Genomic DNA, 21831 nt, shown 5'->3' on the forward strand with positions numbered 1-21831 from the left:
GCTGGCACAAGTCCGCAGACGAAATTCTCGCCTCAGTGAAGCGCTTCTGCCAAAAGACCGTATGTCAGGGACTTTAGATTCAGGTGACTAGGTCACGCACACCGTGTCGGCCTGGGGAAGGATGCTCTGACCGTCTATGAAAGTCTTATCGACGGATCGACGTTGCGCACCCTCGACGACGGCGAAGCCGCAACCATCGGCTGTGCCATCGAGCTCTCCGGAATAGCCCTGATCGACGAGCGAAAGGCGCGCCTTCTTTGTTCGGAAATGTATCCCGAACTGGCCGTTGTCTCGACCGCCGGGTTGCTGACCTGCGATCCCGTGAGAAGTCTTCTCGGAGAAAGCGGACAGGCCGACGCCTTATTGAAGGCATTGCGCATCGCACGGATGCGGGTCCCGAAAGAGCTCGTCAGCAGGGTATGCGGTATTATCGGCCCGGAAGAGGCCGCGTTGTGTACCAGCTTGCCTCGGAAAGCTTTGGCCTGAAATATTCTTCTTAAAGAATGCTAATCTTGGGTGCGATGGCTCCGGGGCTGAGTGCCCTCGCAGCCGAGGCACAGCAAGGGCAAGTCATGCTCTCGTGAAGCATGAGTCCTATAAGGCAGGATTACCGGACATATCGAGGGCGGCAAGAGGCGGCGGTATGAGGCGAGTAGGGGTGCAGAAAGCGCCGACGCGGCGGTCACGGATCGTACCGATAGTACCCCTTCACCGACAAGGCACGGTCCGGCGGCAGTATGACCCCTGCGATCTTGCCGCCTCAAACCTACTCTCGAACATGCGCGGACCTCGATGCCGCCAGTCGGGGATGGGCGCCTCCATTGACCTTCGGTGATGCCCCGAGGAATGGCGGTGGCGATCGGACCGCACCCCAATCCCGGGTCAAGCGCAGCTATTCGTCACCGAAGCGCCCATTGGACCCCTCTGAGTGGCCCTTATGCATCGGCCTACTCAGAGAGCAGGAGGGCCGCGCAACGGTGCCTTGTCCAGCTTTTGGACAGGCCCGTCCTGTCGCATGCAGCCCGAAGGCAATCCGCATCGTCCTGCGGTTCTCTGTGGCGGATTGCAGCACATCCGCCCCCCCCCGGACCAGCTGATCTTTTCCCGTTGATGTCGCCTGGAGCAGGCGGGGTCAAGCCTTTCGGCCCGCGCGGCGCGCGCGCATGGCCAACGGCGGATACCGGACTGTCGGAAGGGGGAGAAAAAGGCGCGCGGCAGGGGCGGCGCGCGGGTCCGGGTTGCCCCCGGAAGCATGTCCGGCGCGGCGGAGGCCGCCGCGCCGGGAAAGGGATCAGACCGCTGCGATCAGGCCCATGCTCTCGAGCTTCAGCAGAACCTGCTGGGCGCAGAAATCGACATCGGAACCTTCGGTCTCAAGGCGCAGCTCGGGGTTCTCCGGCACGTCATAGGGATCGGAGATGCCGGTGAATTCCTTGATCTTGCCTTCGCGGGCCAGCTTGTAGAGACCCTTGCGGTCGCGCTTTTCGCATTCCTCGATCGAAGTCGCGACATGGACCTCGACGAAGGCGCCGCCGGCCTCGACCATCTCGCGGACCTGGCGGCGGGTGGCCGCATAGGGCGCGATCGGGGCGCAGATGGCGATGCCGCCGTTCTTGGTGATCTCGGACGCGACATAGCCGATGCGCTTGATGTTGATGTCGCGGTGCTCCTTGGAGAAGCCCAGCTCGCTCGACAGGTGCTTGCGCACCAGGTCGCCGTCGAGCAGCGTCACCGGACGGCCGCCCATTTCCATCAGCTTGGTCATCAGCGCGTTGGCGATGGTCGACTTGCCCGAGCCGGAGAAGCCGGTGAAGAACACCGTGAAGCCCTGCTTGGAGCGCGGCGGCGAGGTGCGGCGCAGCTCGTTGACCACTTCGGGGAAGGAGAACCACTCGGGGATCTCGAGGCCCTCGCGCAGGCGGCGGCGCAGTTCGGTGCCCGAGATGTTGAGGATCGTGACATTGTCCTTGTCGGCGATCTCGTCATTCGGCTCGTACTGGGCGCGCTCCTGCACATAGACCATGTGTTTGAAGTCGACCATCTCGATGCCCATCTCTTCCTGGTGCTCGCGGAAGAGATCCTGTGCGTCGTAGGGACCGTAGAAGTCCTCGCCGGCCGAGTTCTTGCCCGGGCCCGCATGGTCGCGGCCGATGATGATGTGGGTCAGGCCGTAGTTCTTGCGGATCAGGCCGTGCCAGACTGCCTCGCGCGGGCCGGCCATGCGCATTGCCAGCGGCAGCAGCGACATGGTGGTGGTGGCCGCCGGGTACTTGTCGAGAACCGCCTCGTAGCAGCGCACGCGGGTGAAGTGGTCCACGTCGCCCGGCTTGGTCATGCCGACGACCGGATGGATCAGCAGGTTGGCCTGCGCGTCCTTGGCGGCGCGGAAGGTCAGCTCCTGGTGGGCGCGGTGCAGCGGGTTGCGGGTCTGGAACGCGACGATCTTGCGCCAGCCCATCTTGCGGAAATAGGCGCGCAGCTCGTTCGGCGTGTCGCGGCGGGCGCGGAAGTCGTAGTGGATCGGCGCCTGGATGCCGGTGATCGGGCCGCCCAGGTAGACGGGGCCTGCGTGGTTGTGCAGGTAGAACACCGCCGGATGCGCCTGGTCATCGGCACCGAAGACCTTCTCGGCCTCGAGCGACTTGTTCGGCACCCATTTGTCGGTGACGTTCATGGTCGCGAGGATGACGCCCTCGGCATCGCGCAGCGCGATATCCTGGCCGACCTCGACGCCCTCGGCGAATTTCTCGGACACGTCCAGGGTGATCGGCATCGGCCAGACGGAGCCGTCCGCCAGGCGCATGCCGTTGACCACGCCGTTGTAGTCTTCCTCCGAGAGGAAGCCCTTCAGCGGGTTGAAGCCGCCGTTCATCAGCAGCTCGAGGTCGCAGACCTGGCGCTGGCTGAGATCCCAGGACGCGAGCTCCCCGGCTTCATTTTTCAATTTCTGGGCGCTTTCGTACGAAACGTAGAGTTCCGGGACGGGCGCAAAGGGAGCAGTAGGCATCGCACTCACTCTTTCAGGACCTGATACAATTGTTCGTCTCCTCTTTATGGAGAGCTGCACCCGATCTCAAAGCGACACTTTGACGGGCGGGCAGAGCGGCAACAATCCTCCCGTCGCCCTGCCCTGCCGAGCTCCCTGCCGCGGCAAGACACGCCGGCCGGATGCGGGCCGCGCTGGCATTTTGACTGCTACCCCCTTGCACGCTAAGGGTTAAACTGCACTGGCCCGTAGCCCGGGAGGAGAATCCGCCATGTCCGCCCCTGCCCCCTCCCCGCCCGCGCCCGGCCGCAAGACGCGCCTGGGCAAGCCCGCCCGCCTGCTGCGGCTTATCGGCGCTTTTCTCGATCCGCGCGCCTGGGCCCACGGGGCGAAGCTGCTCAACTACTATAACTACTCGCATGTTGCGCCACTGCGCCGACTCGAGCGCGGGCCAGGCTGCGCGATCAGCCCCAATGCCGCCTTCTCCAATCCCGAGCGGATTCGCCTCGGCGCCCGGGTCTCGCTGGGGGCGCGCTGCACGCTCTGGGCCGGACACGCCCATGGCCGGATCGAGATCGGCGACGACGTGCTCTTCGGACCGGACGTGCTGGTGACCGCTGCGAATTACCGCTTCGACGACGGCCATCCGGTGACGGCCCAGGCGATGGACGAGGCCGACGTGACCATTGGCGCGGATGCCTGGCTGGGGGCCAAGGTGACGGTGCTGCCCGGCGCGCGGATCGGCGCGGGCGCGATCATCGGCGCGGGCGCGGTGGTGCGCGGCGAGATCCCGGCCATGGCGATCGCGGTCGGCCTGCCCGCCCGGGTGGTCGGCCGCCGCGAAACCCCCGGCCCCGCGGATCCCGGCGAATGACCGCGGCGCCGCGCCTGGCGGTCATCATCCCGCATTACGACGACCCTTTCCGCCTGGCGAAATGCCTCGCCGCGCTGGCGCCGCAGCTCGCCGCCGCGCCCCGGGCCGAATGCGTGGTCGCCGACAATGGCAGCCCCTGCGATCTGGGCCCGCTGCGCACCGCCCATCCCGGCATCCGCTTCCTCGATGTCCCCGAAAAGGGCGCGGCGGCGGCGCGCAATGGCGGGGTGGCGGCGACCACGGCGCCGGGGCTGCTCTTCCTCGACAGCGACTGCGTGCCCGGCCCCGGCTGGCTGGCAGCGGCGATGGCGCTGCTGGCGGCCTTCCCCGAGAAGGGCGCCGTGGCGGGCGGGCGGATCGGCACGTTCGACGAGACCCCGCCGCCGCGCTCGGGCGCAGAGGCCTTCGAGACGGTCTTCGCCTTCCGCCAGCGGGACTATGTCGCGCGCAAGGGCTTCTCGGTCACCGCCAACCTGCTGACCACCCGCCGCGTCTTCGAGGATGTCGGCCCGCTGATCGTTGGGCTCTCGGAGGATGTCGACTGGTGCCGCCGCGCCGTGGCGAAGGGCTATTCGCTGCGCTACGCCGACGGCCTGGAGGTGGCGCATCCGACCCGTTCGGACTGGGCGGCGCTGCGGCGCAAGTGGCATCGCACCACGAGCGAGGGGTTCCAGCTCAACGGCACCTCCGCCCCGGCCCGGGCGCGATGGGCGCTCCGGGCGCTGGCAGTGGCCGCCTCGGGGCCCGCGCATCTGCCGCAGGTGCTGCGCGCGGAGCGGCTCTCGGGGATCGAGAAGCGCCGCGCCGCCGCCACGCTGCTGCGGCTGCGGCTGGTCCGGGCGGGCTGGATGCTGGGCCAGGCGCTGCGCGGCTAGCCCCTGCCCTCCCCGTCGCGGAGGATCCGCCGCAGCGTCTCGAGCAGCGCCTCGTCGACCCCGGGCCCGCTGAGCGTCACGCTGCGCCGTCCGCCGCGCCCCGAGAGCCGCATCTCCACGCCAGGGCGCAGCTGTTCGGCGGCTGGCTCCGCCGCACGCCTCGCCGGGGGCTTCGCCGGGCGCGCCAGCCGCTCGAGCTGCGCCAGCTCCTCTGCCGCCCCGCCCGGTTCCGCCGCGGCCAGCGCCGCGCGCGCCGCGCCCGGCCCGGAGGCCCGCAGCTCGGCGACCAGCGCCAGGCCCAGCCGTTCGGGGATCGCCGCAGGAAAGCGCAGCAGGTCGCCCAGGGTCTCGTGGATCTCGACGAAGCTGGAGATCTTCGAGCGCTTGGCCCGGCTCGCCGTGGCGAAGAGCGCGCGCAGCGCCGCGGCCTGGTCGGGGAAGACCCCGCGCGCAGCCGTCTCGGCGACCACGCGGGCGCGCTCGTAGTAGCTCAGCCCGACGCGGATCTCGTTCTCCTCGATCATCGCGACATAGCTGTCGGCGGCGGTCTCTGCCGGGCGCACCAGCGCGCGCAGCGCCGCGAAGCGGGGCTCGCCGGTCTCTGCAGAGAGCTCGCCGAGCGCCCGCAGCCGCCGCCAGCCCGAGATCAGCCCGTAGCGCGAACCGGGCTCCGCCTCCCCGGGCTGCAGCGGCGTGACCTCCGCCGGGGTGCGCTGGCCATGGAGGCGGATCGACTCCTTCAGCGCGTCGAGCTCCTCGCGGTCGAAGACCACCCGGTCACGCAGCATGAAGCCCGCCGAAATCTCGGCCAGCGGAATGTCGAGCAGCATCCGTCCCTCTGCGCGCGCGGCCTCGATCCCCTCGGCCAGCTCGCGCAGCGCCGCCGCCTCGGCCGACTGGCCCGAGACCTTGGCGATCGGCGGCGCCGCACCGAAGGGCATCGCCTTGGTCTCGGGCGCGGCCAGGGCACCGGGCGCGCGGGCGCCGGGCTGGGCAGGGGTCAGGCGGCGGCGGGCCATGGGCGGTCTCCTCGGCGGTGGAAAAGGGAACCGGCAGGCAGCGTTTCGCATGCGAAACAGCCGCGTGTTTCGCGCGCGAAACACCGGTCGGTCAGGCGGGCGGCCCTCACTGCGCCGCCTCGCGGTCCAGCTCGTCCCGGCGCCAGACCCCGATCAGCAGCTTCTTGAAGGCGGCATAGGTGGCATCGAAGGTCTCGCGGCCGCGGATATAGGTCTCGCGGTTGAAGTCGCGGTAATCGGCCTCGTAGATGCCGTTCACCTGCTCGCCGGCCTGGCCGACAAGCGCGGTGTAGCCCTGGCGGAAGGGCGACATGAAGGGGGTGATATAGGCCTGCATCAGGTTGGCCATCTCCATCTGCTGGGAGGCGTCGAAGCGGGTCACCACCGCGCGCACCGCATCCCATTCGAAGCGCAGCTCGGGCTGGCCGAGCGCGCGGGCGGCAAGGTTCTCGCCCTCCTCGATCGAGGAGAAGGTGGCGTGGAGCATGTCGAAGAACCGGCCCGTGGAGTCGAATTCGAGAAAGCTCGCCCCGAGCGGCACCAAGAGGATGTCGGCGGCCGCCAGCGCGTTGATCGTCAGGTAGCCGAGGGCAGGGGGGGTATCGAGGATCACCAGGTCGTAGCGGTCGAGCACGCCGTCGCTGTCGAGCCGGTTGGTCAGGCTGTCCCAGAGCTTCCAGCCCTTCAGCCCCATCCGCCAGACGGGGATCTGGAACTCGGCCCAGTAGAGGTTCAGCTGCGCGCCGATCAGGTCGATATTCGGCCAGTGGGTGGACTGGATCACGTCCCCGGTGGAGATCTTCAGCGCCTCGGCCAGGGTCTCGTCGAGCGGTACCGGCGTTTCGCCGCGGCCCATCCGCAGCCGGTTCTCCTGCTGCAGGGTCTCGGCGTAGTCGCGCGCCAGCAGCGGGAAGACCGTCTGCCATTCATCCGCCACCCGTCCGCCGAAGATCGAGGTCATCGAGCCCTGGCTGTCGAGATCGATCACCAGCACCTTGTAGCCGTCGAGCGCCGCCGACATCGCCAGATGCGCCGCGGTCGAGGTCTTGCCGACGCCGCCCTTGAAATTGGCCACCGCCGCGATCTTGGCGGGCAGCCCCTTGGGGCGGTAGGGCAGGTAGTTCTTCGCCTTCGATCCCTCCTCGGCGAAGAAGGCGCGCAGCCGCAGCACTTCCTCGAGGGTGAACCAGCGGGTGCCGCCCTCGGTCTCCGAGCGGCCCTGGGGCAGGGCGGGATTGGCCTTCAGCACCCGGCGGAAATGCGGGGTCGCCACCGGGATCATGTAGCGGGTGACCTCCCAGGTGGAGAACAGGCGCAGCTCCTTGCGGCCCTCCGGATCGAGCCCGCGCGACATCAGGTCGGCGCGGCCCTCGGCGGCCATGCGCGCGGCATCGGCCAGCTCCTGCGTGCCGACCGGATCGCCCAGCTCGGCCAGTGCCTCGTCCGGGGAGAGGTCGAAATACGGCGGCTGCTCGTCTGCGGCGCCAGGCCGTCCGGGGCGGGTCGAGGGCGGCTTTCTCATTGGATGTCCTGTCTGCAACGGCTTGGTCCCGGCCCGCGATTCTCCGGATCCGGGGATCCGCGCGAGGGATCCGGCTGCTCGATATGCCGGTTATTCCCTTCTGTAGCAGGAAAATGCGCACATGTAACCAAAATACGCATCCATTTTAGAAATGCATGTATTTTCAATGTCTTGGTCAGCGTTATCCAGAGCCTGTCCCTGTGGCGCTCTGACGGCTCCTGCAAGTTATATTTGTTAGAGTCTAGTTAAGGGCTGCAACTGCTTCACGCAACATATTGATAATAATCCGCCTTTTCGGAGAATTCGGGAACGCGCGATTCCAGAACCACGATAGCGCGACTCTAGAACCACGAAACTCCGACTCCAAACCCCCGAAGCCGGTCCCGTCCCGGGCTTGCGGGGGGCAGGGCCGCTGCTTAGGCTCGGCGTAAATAAAACGACGAAACGTTCCGAGCAGTCCGCCCATGCCCATTCCCGCTCCGCCGCTCCGCCAGGAGGCCGCGCCGCAGATGCTGCCGCTGGGCGATTTCTTCGTCTGCGATATCGCCGCCGCCCTGCCCAAGGACGACATGGCGACGATGGAGCATCCGGTCTTCTCGCTCTCGACCCGTCCCGACCGCCGGGTGCTGCGCTACGAGCATGGCGCGGTCTCGGTGGAGATCACCCCCTCGGTGAAGGGGCTGGCGACGATCCACGACAAGGACGTGCTGATCTACTGCATCAGCCAGCTGGTGGCGGCGTCCAATGCCGGGCGTCCGGTGGCGCGCTCGCTGGAGCTGGTCGCCCATGACCTGCTGGTGGCCTGCGGCCGCGAGACCAGCGGCGATGCCTACCGGCGCCTGCGCGAGGCCTTCGAGCGGCTGGCGGGCACGCGGATCGTCACCAACATCCCCACCGGCGAGACCATCACCACCGAGGGGTTCGGCCTGATCGAGGGCTGGAAGATCGTCCGCCGCACCCGCTCGGGGCGGATGGTCAGCGTGACCGTGACGCTCTCGGACTGGCTCTACCGCGCGGTGCTGTCGCGCTCGGTTCTGACGCTGAGCCGGGACTATTTCGCGCTGAGAAAGCCGCTGGAGCGGCGCGTCTACGAGCTGGCGCGCAAGCATTGCGGCCGCCAGGCGCGCTGGCAGATCTCGATGGCCGTGCTCTGCGCCAAGTCGGGCTCGGCCTCGCCGCTCAGGGTGTTCCGCAAGATGATCCGCGACATGGCGGCGGCCGGCAACCTGCCGGAATACAGCCTGTCCGTCGAGCCGGGCGACATGGTGGTGGTGGTGCCGCGCGCAGGCGTGCTCGAGGAGGACGGGCCGGTGCTGGCGCCGGAGACGCTGGCGGAGGCCCGCGCGCTGGCGCCGGGATGGGATGTCTACGCGCTCGAGGCCGACTGGCGGCGCTACTGGCAGGCCTCGGGGCGGCCGCGGCTCAGAAGCCCGGCACGTGCCTTCCTGGCCTATTGCGTGCGCCGCGCCGGGGCGGGGCGGGACTGAGCGGCGGCGCGTGTTTCGCGCGCGAAACACCGCGCCGCCGGCGGGCGCCGTTCAGCGCTTTCTGCCCAGCCGTCCGGCAAGCCGCCGCAGCAGCCCTGCCGCCTCGGCGCGCAGCCCCGGCGAGACCGCGATCCTGAGCGCATAGAGAAGCCCGGTCAGCACGGCCAGGGCCGCCAGATGGGCCGCCGCGGGCAGCGGCTCCAGAACAGGGTTGGCGCCGTAGATCAGCAGGGCGGCGAAGAGGACGGCCAGAAGCATGTCGCCCAGCCCTGCGGTCGCCACGCAGCGCAGCGTCAGGGGGGTGTGCCGGACCGTCCGGGCGATCATCAGCGGCAGGGTGAGGAAGACCTCGACCAGCATGTTCGCGGCGGTCATCGCGACCAGCCCGTAGCGCGAGGCGTACCAGACGGTGGCGGCGACGATGGCCAGCCGGATCGCGGCATTGGCGAAGAGCGGACGGCTCTGGCCGCAGGCGATCATGACGTATTGCAGTCCGGAATTGACCCCGGCGCGCAGGATGAAGAGGCTCATCCAGAAGACCAGCGGCACCGCCTCGTCCCAGCTCCGGCCAAGCAGGATCTGCACGATCGGCGCGGCGCCCGACGCCATCAGCACCGCTGCGGGCAGCACCAGCAGGTTGGCCCGGCTGATCAGCCGGACATACATGTCCCGCAGGGCGGGGGGGTCGTCCTGCAGCCGGCTCAGCGTCGGGATGAAGGCTCCGGCCAGCGGCGTCAGCACCCGCCGGGTCGGCATGTCGCCCAGGAGCCGCGCGCGGTGGAAGAGGCCGCTGGCCGCCGGGTCGATCACCGCCCCAGACACGGCGGTGCCCGCGAACATGGTCAGCCGGTTCAGGATCGCCTGCCCGGCGACGAAGCTGCCGAAGGCCAGCGCCTCGCCCGAGCCCCGCAGCCGCGCCTTCCAGGGCGCGGAGGGCAGCCAGCCGCTGGCCAGCGCCAGGAGCAGGACCGAGATCAGGGGCGCAGCCACCTGCTGCAGCACCAGCGCCCAGTAGCTCATCCCGAGAAGCGCGCCGCCGATCGCCAGCGCGAGCCCCGCGAGTTCGCCATAGAGCAGCATCATCTCCGAGCTGCGCACCCGCAGCTTGCGGCGCAGGATCGCCGCGTACTGGCCCGCCATCGCCGAGAAGACGATGCCGAGCGAGACCCAGGCGAAGACCGCCGCCAGGCGCGGCTCGCCATAGACATGCGCCGCGAGCCCCGAACAGGCCGCCACCGCGGCCGCGGCGATGACGGAGAAGGCCAGGTTCATCCAGAACAGCGTGCTGACCTCGCCATGGGTGATCCGCGCCCGCTGGATGATCGCCTGCGGCAGGCCCATGTTCGACAGCGCCAGCGCCAGGGTCACCGCAGGCATGCTCAGCGCGAAGAGGCCGTATTCGGCCGGCGGGATCAGCCGCGCCAGTATGGCCAGTCCGGCGAATTGCTGCACGCTCTTGAGCAGCGCCACGAGCAGGATGATCCGCGAGGCGCTGCCGACCTGGCGGCCGATATCCTGCCGGAGCGCGCTGACATCGAAATAGGCGTCGCGGGGGTCCTCTCCCGCAGGGCCGGTGGGCCTGTCGTTCATGTCCGTTTCCGTTTCTGGTCTGTCTGCGCGCTGTGCCTGCCTGCCGCGGGCCGGTGCCGGTCCGCGGAGCGGGAAACCGGCAGGAGCGCGTCCTGCGCCGCGCGGTCCTGCCGGGTGCCGGAACGGCTCACCCGGCCGGCCGGGGGGGGCTGTAGCGCGGCCGTGCGCGGCTGCGGAGCGGGCGCGCCTGCCCGGCGCGGCTATAGGGCAGCCGTTTCCGCCGCGCCCCGCGGCCCTTCGGCGCCTCCTCGTCTTCGCCGTCCTCCCCGGGCTCCTGCGCGTAGAACAGGAACATCCCGGCCCCGACCATGAAATAGATCGCGGTCTGCACCGACTCCCAGATGTAGACGGTCGCCAGCGACAGGGTCAGGCCGATCAGCAGGAAGGTCCAGGAGACGCGGGCATGGTAGAGATCCGAGCCCTTGCGCAACCGCCCGCCGCCGGCCCGGAACATCGGCCACACGAAGATGGTCAGGCAGGCCAGCATGGTCGGCATCCCGTACATCACCGCCGTGGCCAGCCAGAAATTGTCGAGGCTCCCGCTCATCCAGTAGGGCAGGCCCGGCAGCCGGTTCGCGCCGATGCCCAGCAGCGGCGTCTTGGCGATCTGGGTCATGCCCTTCTCGAGGATCACCTCGCGCAGCCAGACATTCTGCGAGCTGAAGGCCAGCTTGCCCGCGATCGAGATGAAGGCGGCCTTGGTGGTGGCCAGCTCCAGCACCAGGTAGCTCGCCAGCGCGGCGCGGGTCGCCAGCTTCCACTGCCAGGGCTGGCTGTGGAAGGCCAGTGCGTAGAGGATCAGCATCCCCTGCAGGCCGATCACCAGCACCGCGCCGCTGGAGACCGACATGAAGGCCGAGAGCGCCGCCAGCCCGGAGACCAGCACCCGCAGCGCCAGCCCCCGCCGGTTGGCCAGCCCGAAGAAGAAGACCGAGAAGCTCAGCGAGCAGAAGATGCCGTAATGGATCGGGTGGATGAAAGCGGTCTGCGCCCGGTTCAGCCCCAGCCGGCAGCAGTAGTCGCTGTCGGGATAGCTGCCGAAGCCGGGCAGGCTGGAATAGAAGCCGAGAATGGGCGAGTCGATGTTGAGCAGCGCCTCTGCCGCGCCGAAGGGCAGCAGCACGATGGCGGCCAGCGCCATGAGCCAGGCCATGCGCTGGAAATCCGCCACCGTCCGGATCGCCGCCCGCCCGACCAGGTAGCCGCCGAAGATCAGCGCGACATTCGAGCCCGCGAAGGTGATCACCGCATCGGGGTGGTGATAGGCCATGGCGAGGGTCATCCAGAACAGGAAGACCATCATCGCGTAGTCGGGCACCACGAGCCGGCCGAAATCGCCGCGGATCCAGCGGAAGCCCAGCCAGGGCACCATGACCAGGCAGAACAGCCGGAGCGGCGTCATCAGCAGCCCCCCCAGATCGAAGGTGGCGGGCGTCAGCAGGGCGGCCAGCATCAGCGGAACCAGCGGGAAGAGGGCCGACCGGGTCGCGGCCTTCGGGGCGGAACGGGCCAGTACTGCCTGGGGCGCCATTGGGGACCTTTCAAGAAACGCAGTGCCGGCGGTCCTGCCGCCGACACCGGGCATCCTAATGGCAAATCCGCGGGGTGTCAGGCCTTGCCGGCCCGCGGCTCAGAGGTCGTAGAGGTCCTGCGGGCCGGCATCGAAGGCCGCCAGCGCCACGGTCTCGGCGATATGGACGAGCTCGGCATCGGCGGAACTCTCCTCCTCGACATAGACGGAAATCCCGGCATCGTCGCGCAGGTAGCGCAGCGCGGCCGTGTCGGCGCCGTTCTCGGTCTGCATCCCGGCCAGGAAGACGAAGCTGTCGGCCAGCGCGGCATGGCTGCCGCGGTGGTCGGCCTCGACGATGGCGGTGCGCGCGCCCGGGGTGACCGCGATCCAGTCCACGGTCTCGGCCAGATGGGTGCCGCCGGAGGCTTCCTCCTCCTGCATGCGCAGGCTGAACCCGTCTGCATCCAGCTGCGAGAGGCGGGTGGTCACGGTCTCTGCGCCGTTGCAGCTCGAGACCTGGGCGAAGACCGCCATGTCCGCCGCGCCGGACAGCGCGACCTGCCCGGCGCTGCTGCCGGACAGGACCGACTGGCCGAAGGCGATCTGCCGCCCGTCCGCCATCAGGTAGCTGCCCTCGGAGCCCGCGACCCAGCTGAAGGTCTCGGCGGCATGGCTGCCGTCGAGATAGCCCCATTCGGCGATCTTCACGTCGAAGCCGGTCTCGGTGACGTTCTGCACGCGCAGGACGGCGGGATCGCGCCCCTCCCGGCTCAGCGGGCCGAGCACGACGCGGGCATCCTCGATCGGCGCCTCGAAGCTGACATGGAACCAGTCGCCGGGCGCGGCCTGGGCCATCGTCACGCTGCCGGTCTCCATATGCGCGACGGCGGCCGGGACGGTGGCGGGACCGGCCAGCAGCACCGTCGTCGCCAGGGCCGCGCCCGGATCGGCATAGCCGGCCGGATCGGCATCGATGTCGAAGGCGGCCAGCTCGCCGGTGAAGCCCGTGGCCCCGACCTTCTGCGCGCCCAGCTTCAGGTCGTAGCGGATGTCGCTGTTGATCGCGCCCTCGAGCGGGATGGCGGCGCGGACGATCCCGTCCACCTCGAGCACCAGCCCGGTCCCGCCCGCGCTGCCGTCGAAGCGCAGGGCCAGGTCGTGCCAGCTGCCGTCCAGAAGATCCGCGCCGCTGGTCGTCACCTTGGTGCCGAGCAGCGTGGCGCGCAGCTCGCCGGCGCTGGTGATGTCGAGATCGAAGGCGGTCAGCAGATTGGCGACATCGCCGGCCGCCCCGGCCTTCAGCCGGGCGGTGAGGGTCATGCTGGTGGCGCCTTCCAGCGCGGGAACCAGGTCATCGGGAAGGACAACCATGCTGTCCGCTGCGAAACGCAGCGCGGCGGCGGGATCCTCTGCGCCGGTCCCTGCGGACAGCGGCTCTTGCGTGACGGCGGCTTCCGCGGCCATGGCCGGGGCGGACCGGACCAGCATCGCGGCATCGACGGCCATCTCCAGCGTCTCGCCGTAGCGCGTCACCGCGAAGCTCCCGCGCTCGGCATCGAGGGCCAGCAGGTCGCTGCCGGCGATGCGGGTGACCGCGCGGGCGGTGTCGGAGCTGCCGTCGGGCAGGGTGACGGTCAGCACGGCGGTGAATTCCCCGGCCCCGGCATAGCGGTGCGAGACCACCAGCCCCTCGCCGGTGGCGCCGTCGCCGAACTCCCAGGAGAAGCGCGCGCCGGGCATCGCCGCGGCGGCCCCGCCCGGCCCGGCGCTCAGCCGGGCGTCGAACAGCACCTCGTTCAGCCAGGGACCGGTCTCGGGGCGCACCAGCGCCGTCAGCGCGGCGGGTGCGGCGTCGTACCAGAGCGAGGGCGCCCCGGCGCCGGAGGCCGCGGCCTCGCTGCCCGGCAGCAGCTGCAGGTTCTCCAGCGCGCCGGTGCCGCTCATCGCGTTGACGAAGACATCGCCGTAGTAGCCGGGCTGGCCGGGGCTGTCCTGCTGGACCAGCAGGTTGTTCTCCACGCTCCAGTCCGCGCCACTGCCCGGAGCGGTGTAGTAGGCGCTCATGATGTTGTCCGAGAGGGTGACGCCGGTGCTGGCGGGATCGATGCCGATGCGCGGCTCGGGCAGGCCGCTGCCGATCGGGGCGATCACGGTGTTGCCGGTCACGGTGGCGCCATGGGTGGTGCCCAGCACGATGCCCTGGACGCGGCTGTTGATGATGACATTGCCGGTGACCTCGATATTCTCGAAGGCCACGTCCGCGCCATGGGCATTGCGCGCCGCGGCGTTGTGGGTGATCCAGATCGACTGGGCCGGGTCGCCCTGGCCGATATCCAGCAGGTTGTCCCGGATGGTGATGTTGCGCGGCAGGTCCGGATCGGCGGAGGAATAGACCTGGATCATGTCGGCATGGTCGCCGGTGGCCGGGTTGCCGCGGAAATCGTGGATGTGGTTGCCCTCGACCAGCACCCCGTCCGAGGAGGTGATGTTCAGCCCGTCCGAGCGGATGTCGGTGATCTCGTTGCCGCGCAGGATGACATCGGCCGAATTGCCGACGCCGATCCCCTTCCAGAAGCCGGAGAAGGCATTGCCCTCGAGGAGCACCTGCTGGCTGGTGCCGATGCTCAGCCCGCGCCCGGCCGGGTAGCCGTCGCCCTCGGTGCCGGTGCCTTCCATGTCCGAGCCGGTGAAGCTGCAGTTGCGGATGGCGATGCCGGTGCTCGACTGGACCTTGAAGAAGGTCAGGTAGTCCGGCTGGCCGTCCTGGTAGTCGTACTGGAAGTCGATCCCCTCGAGCGCGACATTGGCCGCGCCGCGGATCTGCAGCCCGCTGGCCTGGACGGTGCCGGGGATCTCGGCCTCGAGGGTGACGGTGCCGTCATAGCGGCCGCCGATGGAGAGGGTGCCGTAGTCTCCGGGAGCCAGGCGGATGGTTTCGCCGCCGGTCGCGGCAGACAGCGCTGCCTCGAGCTCGGCGGCATTGCTTACGCAGGCAAGTGTTCCGGACTGTCCCATCTGAAAGGCTCCCCATCGCAGTGACGGGGACGTCCTGGCAGCAAAGCCGGGCAGCCATGGGGAGGGGGCGGGACCTTTTCCCGGTCATGCCGGGGCAGAAACGTGCCGGGGCGGCAAAGATGGCCCCGCCATGGTCAGGGCGGGGCAAAGATGGCGGAACCGGGCCGTCCGCGGGGCCGGGCTCAGGCGCGGGCGCGCTGGTAGGCGGCGATCAGCGCGTCGACCTGGTAGTCCCAGCCGAGCTCGGTCTCGACCCGCAGGCGCCCGGCGCGGCCCATCTGGGCGGCGCGGACCGGATCGTCGAGCAGCTCGAGGATCTTCTCCGCCAGGTCGGCGGTGTCGTTCGGCGCGGCATAGAGCGAGCTCTCCTGCGCCGAATAGCGCCCCTCGGTCACGTCGAACTGCACGATCGGCTTCGAGAAGGCCATGTATTCGAGGATCTTGTTCATCGTCGACTTGTCGTTCATCGGGTTCACCCGGTCGGGATTGACGCAGACATCCGCCGAGGAGAGCACCTCGAAGAGCTCCGCGTCGGGGGCGCGGCCGGCGAAGGTGACATGATCGGCAAGCCCCAGCTCCGCCGCCATCGCCTTCAGCTCCTCCAGCGCCGGGCCGCCGCCGACCAGCACGAATTGCAGGTCGCGGCCGCGCTCGAAGACGATCTCGCGGGCGGCTTCGAGCAGCAGGTCGATCCCCTCCTGGTCGCCCATCACCCCGACATAGCCGATCATCGCCTCGCGGCCGTTCTTCCAGTCCGGGTTCGGCGGCATCACGTGCAGGCGGTTGAGATCGGGCCCCGAGCGGACCACGAAAATGTCCGCCGGATCCTTGCCGCCGCGCTCGATCGCGATCTTGCGGTAGCTCCGGTTGGTCGAGATCACCACGTCGGCGGAGCGGAAATTCAGCGTCTCGAAGAGCAGCATCAGCCGCCAGAAAAAGCCGCGCCGGCCGAACTTGGCCTCGTAGAGCTCGGGATTGATGTCGTGATGGTCGAAGATGTAGCGCTTGCCCAGCAGCCTGAACTGCCAGGCGAGCAGGAAGATCAGGTCGGGCGGGTTGCAGCCCTGGATGGTGTCGAAGCCGTGGCGGCGCAGGATCTTCCAGGCCAGCCGGGTCTCGTGCCAGAGCGCGGCGCCGTATTCCAGCAGGTAGCCGGCCGCGCCCTTGGCATCGAGCGGCAGCGCATGGCGGTAGATATGGACCCCGTCGATCTCCTCGTACTCCGCCTCGTAGCCCTTGCCCTTCGGGCAGATCACCGCCACCTGCGCCCCCGCGGCGGTCAGCGTGCGGCTCTCGTGCCAGACCCGGCGGTCGAAGGGCAGCGGCAGGTTCTCGACGACGATCAGGACCTTCCGACCGGCCAGCGGCCTGGAGGTCCGAACGGCATCGAGGAAGGGCATTGCGGTGGTCTGGCCGTCCATCTCGGAGCCTCCTGGATTCTTGCGCATCGGCTTGCTCATCTGCGTTCTGCAAGGCGCGCGTTAACGCCGATTTAACTCGGTCGGCTACCATGCGGGAGAAAGCGGCCGGCACTGGCTCGTGGGGTAGGATGGCACAGCCTTCCGCAGGCTGCCACGCGGCACCGGAACGCGGAAGCGGAGACGGGGCAGAGTGACCACTTAACACCCTGCCGGGGGCCGGGCTAAACCTGTCGGCAGACCCCGGCACCGCTGGAGGCGATGACCGGCGGAGCGTCGGCGGAAGGTAAGGTTGGGACATGATGATCCGCCCGATCAGTCTGTGCGGCGCAGCGCGCTGCCTGCCGGAGCCGGCATGACCGGAGGCCCTGCCGTCCTGCGCAGCCTCAGCCAGGCCCGTTCGCCGCTGCTCGACTGCATTCGCGCCGTCGCGATCATCCTGGTGGTGTTCTTCCATGTCGCCGCGCGCTATCCGGGCCAGGACGGGCTGGGCGAGCATTTCTTCCAGCTGCGCGGCTCGAAGGGGGTGGACCTGTTCTTCCCGCTCTCGGGCTTCCTGATCACCTCCTTCCTGCTGCAGAGCCGCAGGCCGGATTTCGTCAAGGTGTTCTTCCTGCGCCGCGTCTTCCGCATCCTGCCGCTCTACATGGCGATGGTCACGCTCGCGCTGGCGAGCATGACCGCGCTGGGGGAGGATCCGGAACTCGTCCGCCGGATCTGGATCAACTACACCTTCCTGACCTCCTGGTTCATCCATTTCCAGGGCCAGGAGGCGGTCCCCTACACCGTCACCTGGTCGCTCTCGGTGGAGGAGTTCTCCTACATCCTCTTCGGCCTGGCCGCGCTGGCCAGCCGCCGGGCGCTGCCCGCGGTGCTGCTGGCCTTCTCGGTGGCGCCGTTCTTCCTCAAGCTGTGGTACGTCTCGCAGGGGGCGGGCTTCTATTTCATGCCGCTGGCGCGGATCGACTCCATCGCCATCGGCGGGGTGGCGGCCTGGCTGATGATCACCGGGCGGCGGCCGCTGCTGTGGCTCTCGCTGGCGATGGCGCTGTGCTACGCGCTGGCCGCCTCGCGGATCGAGCTGCGCCACAGCCTGACGCTGGTGATCCTGGCGCTGTGGACCTCGCTGGCGATGGTGGCGATCAGCCGCTGGGCGCGCCAGGCGCGCAATCCGCTGATCTCGGCCGGGGCGAGCATCGGCTTCCATTCCTACTTCACCTATCTCTTCCACGTCTTCGTGATCGAGGCGGTCTTCCTGATCCTGCCCCGGACCGGCTATCCGCCCTTCCTGGCGGTGGCGGTTCTCTGCCTCGGCGCGACCCATGCCGCGGCGCTGCTGTCCTACCGCTGGTTCGAGGCGCCGCTGATGCAATGGGGGCGGCGGTTCGAAGGGCCCGCCCCGGCGCCCGAGGCCGCGCTGCCCGAGCCCGCGGCGCCGGAGGATGAGGCCGGCCCGGCCCGGCCGCTGCGCTCCTGAGCCTGGCCGCCCGGCGCGTTTCGGCCATGACCGGAAACGTCACGCATCGCCTTCCGCCTTGAGACCGGAGAGTCCGCGCCGCGAATGGCGATGCCGCTTCAGGGCGAACCGCTCTGGCCGGTCTCGACCAGCATGCCGGGATGGCGGTGGCGGATCACCTCGAGGTCTTCCTCGTAGCGGGTGCGCAGCCGGTCGGTCTCGGCCAGGGAGAGCGGGGCGTAGCTGCCATGCTCCGGGCCCGCCGGCCGGGCGGCGTAGATCGCGCGCACCCGCGCGATGCGCTCGGCGCGGGGCAGGGCGGGGTCGAGCGCCTCGGCCTCGGCCACGGCGGATGCCGAGGGCGAGCGGGTCAGCGCGGGCGGCGGCAGCTCGGCGAGCGGGCCGAGGGGGCAGCCGGCATAGAGGTCGAGGATCTGCCGCCAGTCGCGGCGGTAGTCCTCCTGCCGCCAGATCCGCAGCGATGCGCCGGGCAGCGCGGCCGCGAGCCTGTCTGCCAGCTCGGCCCAGCTCGGCGGGCTGCGCGCCAGTTCCGCGCGGATCCGCGCCATGCCGCCCGGCGGCGGCGGCACCGCCTTCAATGTCTGGGCATAGGCCGAGGGCAGGAGGCTGTCGAAGGAGCGGATGCCGAGGAAGACCGCGGTCTCGGCCCGTCCGGCCAGGTGGCGGATGACATGCAGCGCCTTCGGCCGGGCATAGAGCGGCGCGGCAAGCAGGTCGTAGGCGTAGCCCAGGAGGTCCTCGTCGGAGACCAGCACCCGCCCGGGGCCGCGGCGCAGCGCCTCGAACTGCCGGTCGAAGCGGCCCTTCATCAGCGGCCAGGCCCGCATCCGCCAGGTCCCGGCGCGGCTGTAGCGATGGGCCAGCGGGCGGAAGGCCTCGCAGGGCAGGTAGTCGGCGCCGCGCGCCAGCAGCGCCTCGCGGTGATGCGCCAGGGTGTCCTGCAGATGGGTCGTGGCGGTCTTGTGGGCGCCCAGGTGCAGCCGCAGCTGCCGCATCGGCTCAGCCATGCTCCGGCGCCTCCGCCCCGGCGGCGGGCAGGGCGGGCATCACCTCGCGGGCCCGCGCCAGCTGCGCCGCGTCCCAGTTCCAGCGCAGCTTCTGCAGCGGCACGGCGCCGCTTTCGAGCGCGGCGCGCACCTGCGCGGGATCGCGCCCCTTCAGCACGTGATCATGCACCAGATGCGGCCCGAAGGCGCCGAATTTCGGCATCTCCCGCCAGGCGCGGCGGACCTGCCGGTCGCTGCAGGCCAGGTATTCGAAGATCATGTGCACCCAGTAGTAGACATGCGCCGTCTCGCGCCCTTCCCAGTAGGCGAAGCTCTTTTCCTCCCAGCGGGAGACGATGGCGCCCTGAGGTTCGGAGGCCAGGAACCAGCTGGTCATCTCGCGGAAGACATTCGGCAGGATGAACCAGCGGTCGCGCCTGGTCCAGGCGAAGCCGAAGAAGCCGTGCTGCGCGGCCATGGGCAGCCAGTGGTCGAGCGGCCTGGTGCAGTAGCAGGTGGCATCGACCCAGACCCCGCCCCGGCGGCGCAGGAGCCGCAGCCGCAGCAGGTCCGAATAGGCCTGCACCGAGAGGCTGCCGGGCGGCGGCATCTCCGCGTGCTGCGCCAGGTTGCCCTGATCGAGCACGGTGACCTCCCAGCCGGGATTCATCTGCCGCCAGCTGTCGATGCAGGCCCGCACCAGGGGCGGGGCCGTGGCCTCGCCGGTCTGCCAGAAGATCCAGATCCGCTTCGGCACCGGACGGGGCAGCGAGGCGGCGAACCCGTCCGGGGACGGGCCCGCGAGCTTGCGCCGGGCGCGCCGGGCCAGGCTGTGCAGCTTCTTCAGCCAGACGAGCCCGGCAAGGGGCAGGATCCAGGTCTTCGGGGCCATGCTCAGCATCCCGCGGCGGTGTGTGTCAGCATATCCGGAGGACCATCCCCCGCCGGGCCGTCCCAGGCAAGCCCCCTGGCGCTGTCTCCGGGGCCGCGCGCCGCACCGCCGGAGGCCGGCGGCGCCCGAGAGGCGGCCCGGAAGCCTGCCGGAGAGGACGCTGGACAGGTCCGCCCGGCCCGGCCTATCCGGGTTCCGGACAGCGCAGGAAGAGGCAGGACATGGAGACCGGCGCAATCGCGGCCTATCTCGGCGGCGCCCTGGCGATGGCGCTTGGCGGCGTCTTCGTCCTGGCGCTCCTGCTGGCGGGGCTGCGGGCGCTGTCCGGGCGGTCCCTGCGGGCGGGCGCCGCCGAGGCCGGGCTGGCCCTGGCCGCGCTCTTCGCGGTCTTTCTCGGCCTCTCGCCCTTTCCCGATCCCGCCGCGCTCGACTGCACGGGCGGAGGGCCCGCGCCGATCCTGCGCCCCTTCGCCTTCCTCGACACCTACCGCCGTCTCTGGGCCGCCGGGCGGCCGCTGGAGGCCTGGCTGTCGAACCGCGGGGCGGTCTCTGCGCCGATGAATGCCGTGCTGTTCGCGCCGATCGGCCTGGCCCTGGCCTGGCGCGGCGGCGGCCGCCGCGCGGCGCTCGCCTGGGCGCTGGGGCTGCCGCTCTTCATCGAGCTGGCGCAGCTCAGCGCCCTTTTCGGCCTCTATCCCTGCCGCTACCGCCATTTCGAGGTGGACGACCTGATCCTGAACGGCGCGGGCATCCTGGCCGGGCATGCGCTCGGCCAGGGGCTCAGCCGGAAGCTCAGCCGGCGATCAGCGCGCTGAGCTCCGCCACCTTGCCCTCGAGCAGCCCGCGGTCGCCGCGGGTCTCGACATTGAGCCTGAGCACCGGCTCGGTATTCGACTTGCGCAGATTCACCCGCCAGCCGGGATAGGCGAGGCTGAGCCCGTCCAGCCGGTCGACCTCCTCGGCGCCCTCCAGATAGGCGGCCTCGACCCGGGCCAGCGCGGCCTCGGGATCCTCGAGATGGAAGTTGATCTCGCCCGAAGAGGGGAAGCCCGCGCGCATCTCGGCAACCAGCTCGCCCAGCGGGCGGCCCGCGCGGCAGACCAGCTCGGCCACGACGAGCCAGGGGATCATGCCGCTGTCGCAGTACATGAAGTCGCGGAAATAGTGATGCGCCGACATCTCGCCGCCATAGACCGCGTCGACCTCGCGCATCTTCGCCTTGATCAGCGCATGGCCGGTGCGCGAGACCACCGCCTCGCCCCCGGCCGCGGCGACCGTGGCCTGGGTGTTCCACTGCACGCGCGGGTCATGGACGATGCGCGCGCCGGGCACCTTGGCCAGGAAGGCCTGCGCCAGCAGCGCGACGATATACTCGCCGTCGACGAAGCCCCCGGTCTCGTCGAAGAGGAAGCAGCGGTCGAAATCCCCGTCCCAGGCAACGCCGAAATCGGCGCCCGCGGCGGTCACCGCCTCGGCCGTGGCGGCGCGGTTCTCCGGCAGGAGCGGGTTGGGGATGCCGTTCGGGAAGGCGGAATCCGGCTCGTGATGGACCCGCACGAATTCGATCCCGGCCGCCTCCAGCGCCGGGGCGAGCGCGTCGAAGGTCGGCCCGGCGGCGCCATTGCCGGCATTGACCACGATCTTCAGCGGCGCCAGCGCGGCAGCCGGGGCGAAGGACAGGACCTTCTCGACATAGGCCGGGCGGATGTCGCAGGGCGCGATCGTGCCGGGCACGGCAGCGGCAGGCCCGAAATCGCCGGCCATGACCAGGTCGTGGATCTGCCCCAGTCCGCTGTCCCAGGAAATCGGCCGCGCGCCCTCGCGCACCATCTTGATGCCGTTATAGTCGATCGGGTTGTGCGAGGCGGTGACCATCAGCCCGCCGCCCGCGCCCAGATGGTCGGCGGCGAAATAGATCTCCTCGGTGCCGCAGAGGCCCAGATCCTTCACCTCGACGCCCTCGTCGGCCAGTCCGCGCGCCAGCGCCGCGGCCAGTTCGGGGCTGCTCTCGCGGATGTCGCGGCCGACGGCCACCAGTGCGGGCGCGAAGACCCGGGCATAGCCGCGGCCGATCCGGTAGGCCAGATCCGCGTCGAGATCGACGCCCAGCCGCCCGCGGATATCGTAACTCTTGAATGCCGTATGGCGCATTGCCATCCTCCGCTCCCCTGCCGGGG

The 21831-nt window shown here is 69.8% G+C and carries 16 protein-coding genes; 6 read left to right on the forward strand and 10 right to left on the reverse strand.

Going from position 1 to position 21831, the window contains the following annotated elements:
• Positions 1–162 precede the first annotated feature (162 nt).
• Positions 163–486, forward strand: a complete 324-nt coding sequence (locus tag FGX59_RS26275) for a hypothetical protein (RefSeq protein WP_138470099.1) — start codon at positions 163–165, stop codon at positions 484–486.
• 805 nt (positions 487–1291) lie between these two features.
• On the opposite strand, the gene FGX59_RS26280 is transcribed toward FGX59_RS26275, so the two are convergent.
• The gene (locus tag FGX59_RS26280; RefSeq protein WP_138470100.1) at positions 1292–3007 is read right to left on the reverse strand and encodes a bifunctional sulfate adenylyltransferase/adenylylsulfate kinase; all 1716 of its coding nucleotides are present in this window, start codon (positions 3005–3007) and stop codon (positions 1292–1294) included.
• Positions 3008–3257: 250 nt separating this feature from the next.
• Between FGX59_RS26280 and FGX59_RS26285 the strand changes: the two genes are divergently transcribed.
• The gene (locus FGX59_RS26285) at positions 3258–3860 is read left to right on the forward strand and encodes a DapH/DapD/GlmU-related protein (RefSeq protein ID WP_138470101.1); all 603 of its coding nucleotides are present in this window, start codon (positions 3258–3260) and stop codon (positions 3858–3860) included.
• Positions 3857–4735 (forward strand): glycosyltransferase family 2 protein, encoded by an 879-nt coding sequence (locus FGX59_RS26290; RefSeq protein ID WP_138470102.1) that lies wholly within the window; start codon positions 3857–3859, stop codon positions 4733–4735. The genes FGX59_RS26285 and FGX59_RS26290 overlap by 4 nt, the downstream gene beginning before the upstream one ends.
• Here FGX59_RS26290 and FGX59_RS26295 read toward each other — a convergent pair.
• Both FGX59_RS26295 and FGX59_RS26300 read right to left on the reverse strand, forming a co-directional pair.
• On the reverse strand, positions 4732–5754 hold the full coding sequence (locus tag FGX59_RS26295; RefSeq protein ID WP_138470103.1) for a ParB N-terminal domain-containing protein: 1023 nt from the start codon (positions 5752–5754) through the stop codon (positions 4732–4734). The two genes, FGX59_RS26290 and FGX59_RS26295, sit on opposite strands and share 4 nt — an antisense overlap.
• Before the next feature lie 106 nt (positions 5755–5860).
• Complete coding sequence (locus FGX59_RS26300; RefSeq protein WP_138470104.1) at positions 5861–7276, reverse strand: AAA family ATPase; 1416 nt, start codon at positions 7274–7276, stop codon at positions 5861–5863.
• A 464-nt stretch (positions 7277–7740) separates the two neighbouring features.
• Between FGX59_RS26300 and FGX59_RS26305 the strand changes: the two genes are divergently transcribed.
• Positions 7741–8763, forward strand: a complete 1023-nt coding sequence (locus FGX59_RS26305; protein ID WP_138470105.1) for a replication initiator protein A — start codon at positions 7741–7743, stop codon at positions 8761–8763.
• A gap of 51 nt (positions 8764–8814) precedes the next feature.
• Here the strand turns inward: FGX59_RS26305 and FGX59_RS26310 are convergent, their stop codons facing one another.
• From FGX59_RS26310 to FGX59_RS26325, 4 genes are all read right to left on the reverse strand, one after another.
• Positions 8815–10353, reverse strand: a complete 1539-nt coding sequence (locus FGX59_RS26310; protein WP_138470106.1) for a lipopolysaccharide biosynthesis protein — start codon at positions 10351–10353, stop codon at positions 8815–8817.
• 127 nt (positions 10354–10480) lie between these two features.
• Complete coding sequence (locus tag FGX59_RS26315) at positions 10481–11884, reverse strand: hypothetical protein (protein ID WP_138470107.1); 1404 nt, start codon at positions 11882–11884, stop codon at positions 10481–10483.
• Between the two features lie 99 nt (positions 11885–11983).
• The gene (locus FGX59_RS26320) at positions 11984–14881 is read right to left on the reverse strand and encodes a right-handed parallel beta-helix repeat-containing protein (protein WP_138470108.1); all 2898 of its coding nucleotides are present in this window, start codon (positions 14879–14881) and stop codon (positions 11984–11986) included.
• 182 nt (positions 14882–15063) lie between these two features.
• Positions 15064–16302 (reverse strand): glycosyltransferase family 4 protein, encoded by a 1239-nt coding sequence (locus FGX59_RS26325; protein WP_240722725.1) that lies wholly within the window; start codon positions 16300–16302, stop codon positions 15064–15066.
• Positions 16303–16654: 352 nt separating this feature from the next.
• On the opposite strand from FGX59_RS26325, the gene FGX59_RS26330 reads away from it, so the two are divergent.
• Positions 16655–17776, forward strand: a complete 1122-nt coding sequence (locus tag FGX59_RS26330) for an acyltransferase (protein ID WP_138470109.1) — start codon at positions 16655–16657, stop codon at positions 17774–17776.
• Positions 17777–17874: 98 nt separating this feature from the next.
• On the opposite strand, the gene FGX59_RS26335 is transcribed toward FGX59_RS26330, so the two are convergent.
• Both FGX59_RS26335 and FGX59_RS26340 read right to left on the reverse strand, forming a co-directional pair.
• The gene (locus tag FGX59_RS26335; protein WP_138470110.1) at positions 17875–18783 is read right to left on the reverse strand and encodes a hypothetical protein; all 909 of its coding nucleotides are present in this window, start codon (positions 18781–18783) and stop codon (positions 17875–17877) included.
• Complete coding sequence (locus FGX59_RS26340) at positions 18776–19654, reverse strand: capsular polysaccharide synthesis protein (RefSeq protein WP_171060841.1); 879 nt, start codon at positions 19652–19654, stop codon at positions 18776–18778. The genes FGX59_RS26335 and FGX59_RS26340 overlap by 8 nt, the downstream gene beginning before the upstream one ends.
• A gap of 221 nt (positions 19655–19875) precedes the next feature.
• On the opposite strand from FGX59_RS26340, the gene FGX59_RS26345 reads away from it, so the two are divergent.
• Positions 19876–20469, forward strand: coding sequence for a VanZ family protein (locus FGX59_RS26345; RefSeq protein ID WP_138470112.1), 594 nt, complete (start codon positions 19876–19878; stop codon positions 20467–20469).
• Here the strand turns inward: FGX59_RS26345 and FGX59_RS26350 are convergent.
• Positions 20447–21805: a phosphomannomutase gene (locus FGX59_RS26350; protein ID WP_138470113.1), complete on the reverse strand. Its 1359-nt coding sequence runs from the start codon at positions 21803–21805 to the stop codon at positions 20447–20449. The two genes, FGX59_RS26345 and FGX59_RS26350, sit on opposite strands and share 23 nt — an antisense overlap.
• Positions 21806–21831: the final 26 nt, after the last annotated feature.

It is taken from the genome of Poseidonocella sp. HB161398 (assembly GCF_005870025.1).
Classification (GTDB): domain Bacteria; phylum Pseudomonadota; class Alphaproteobacteria; order Rhodobacterales; family Rhodobacteraceae; genus Mangrovicoccus.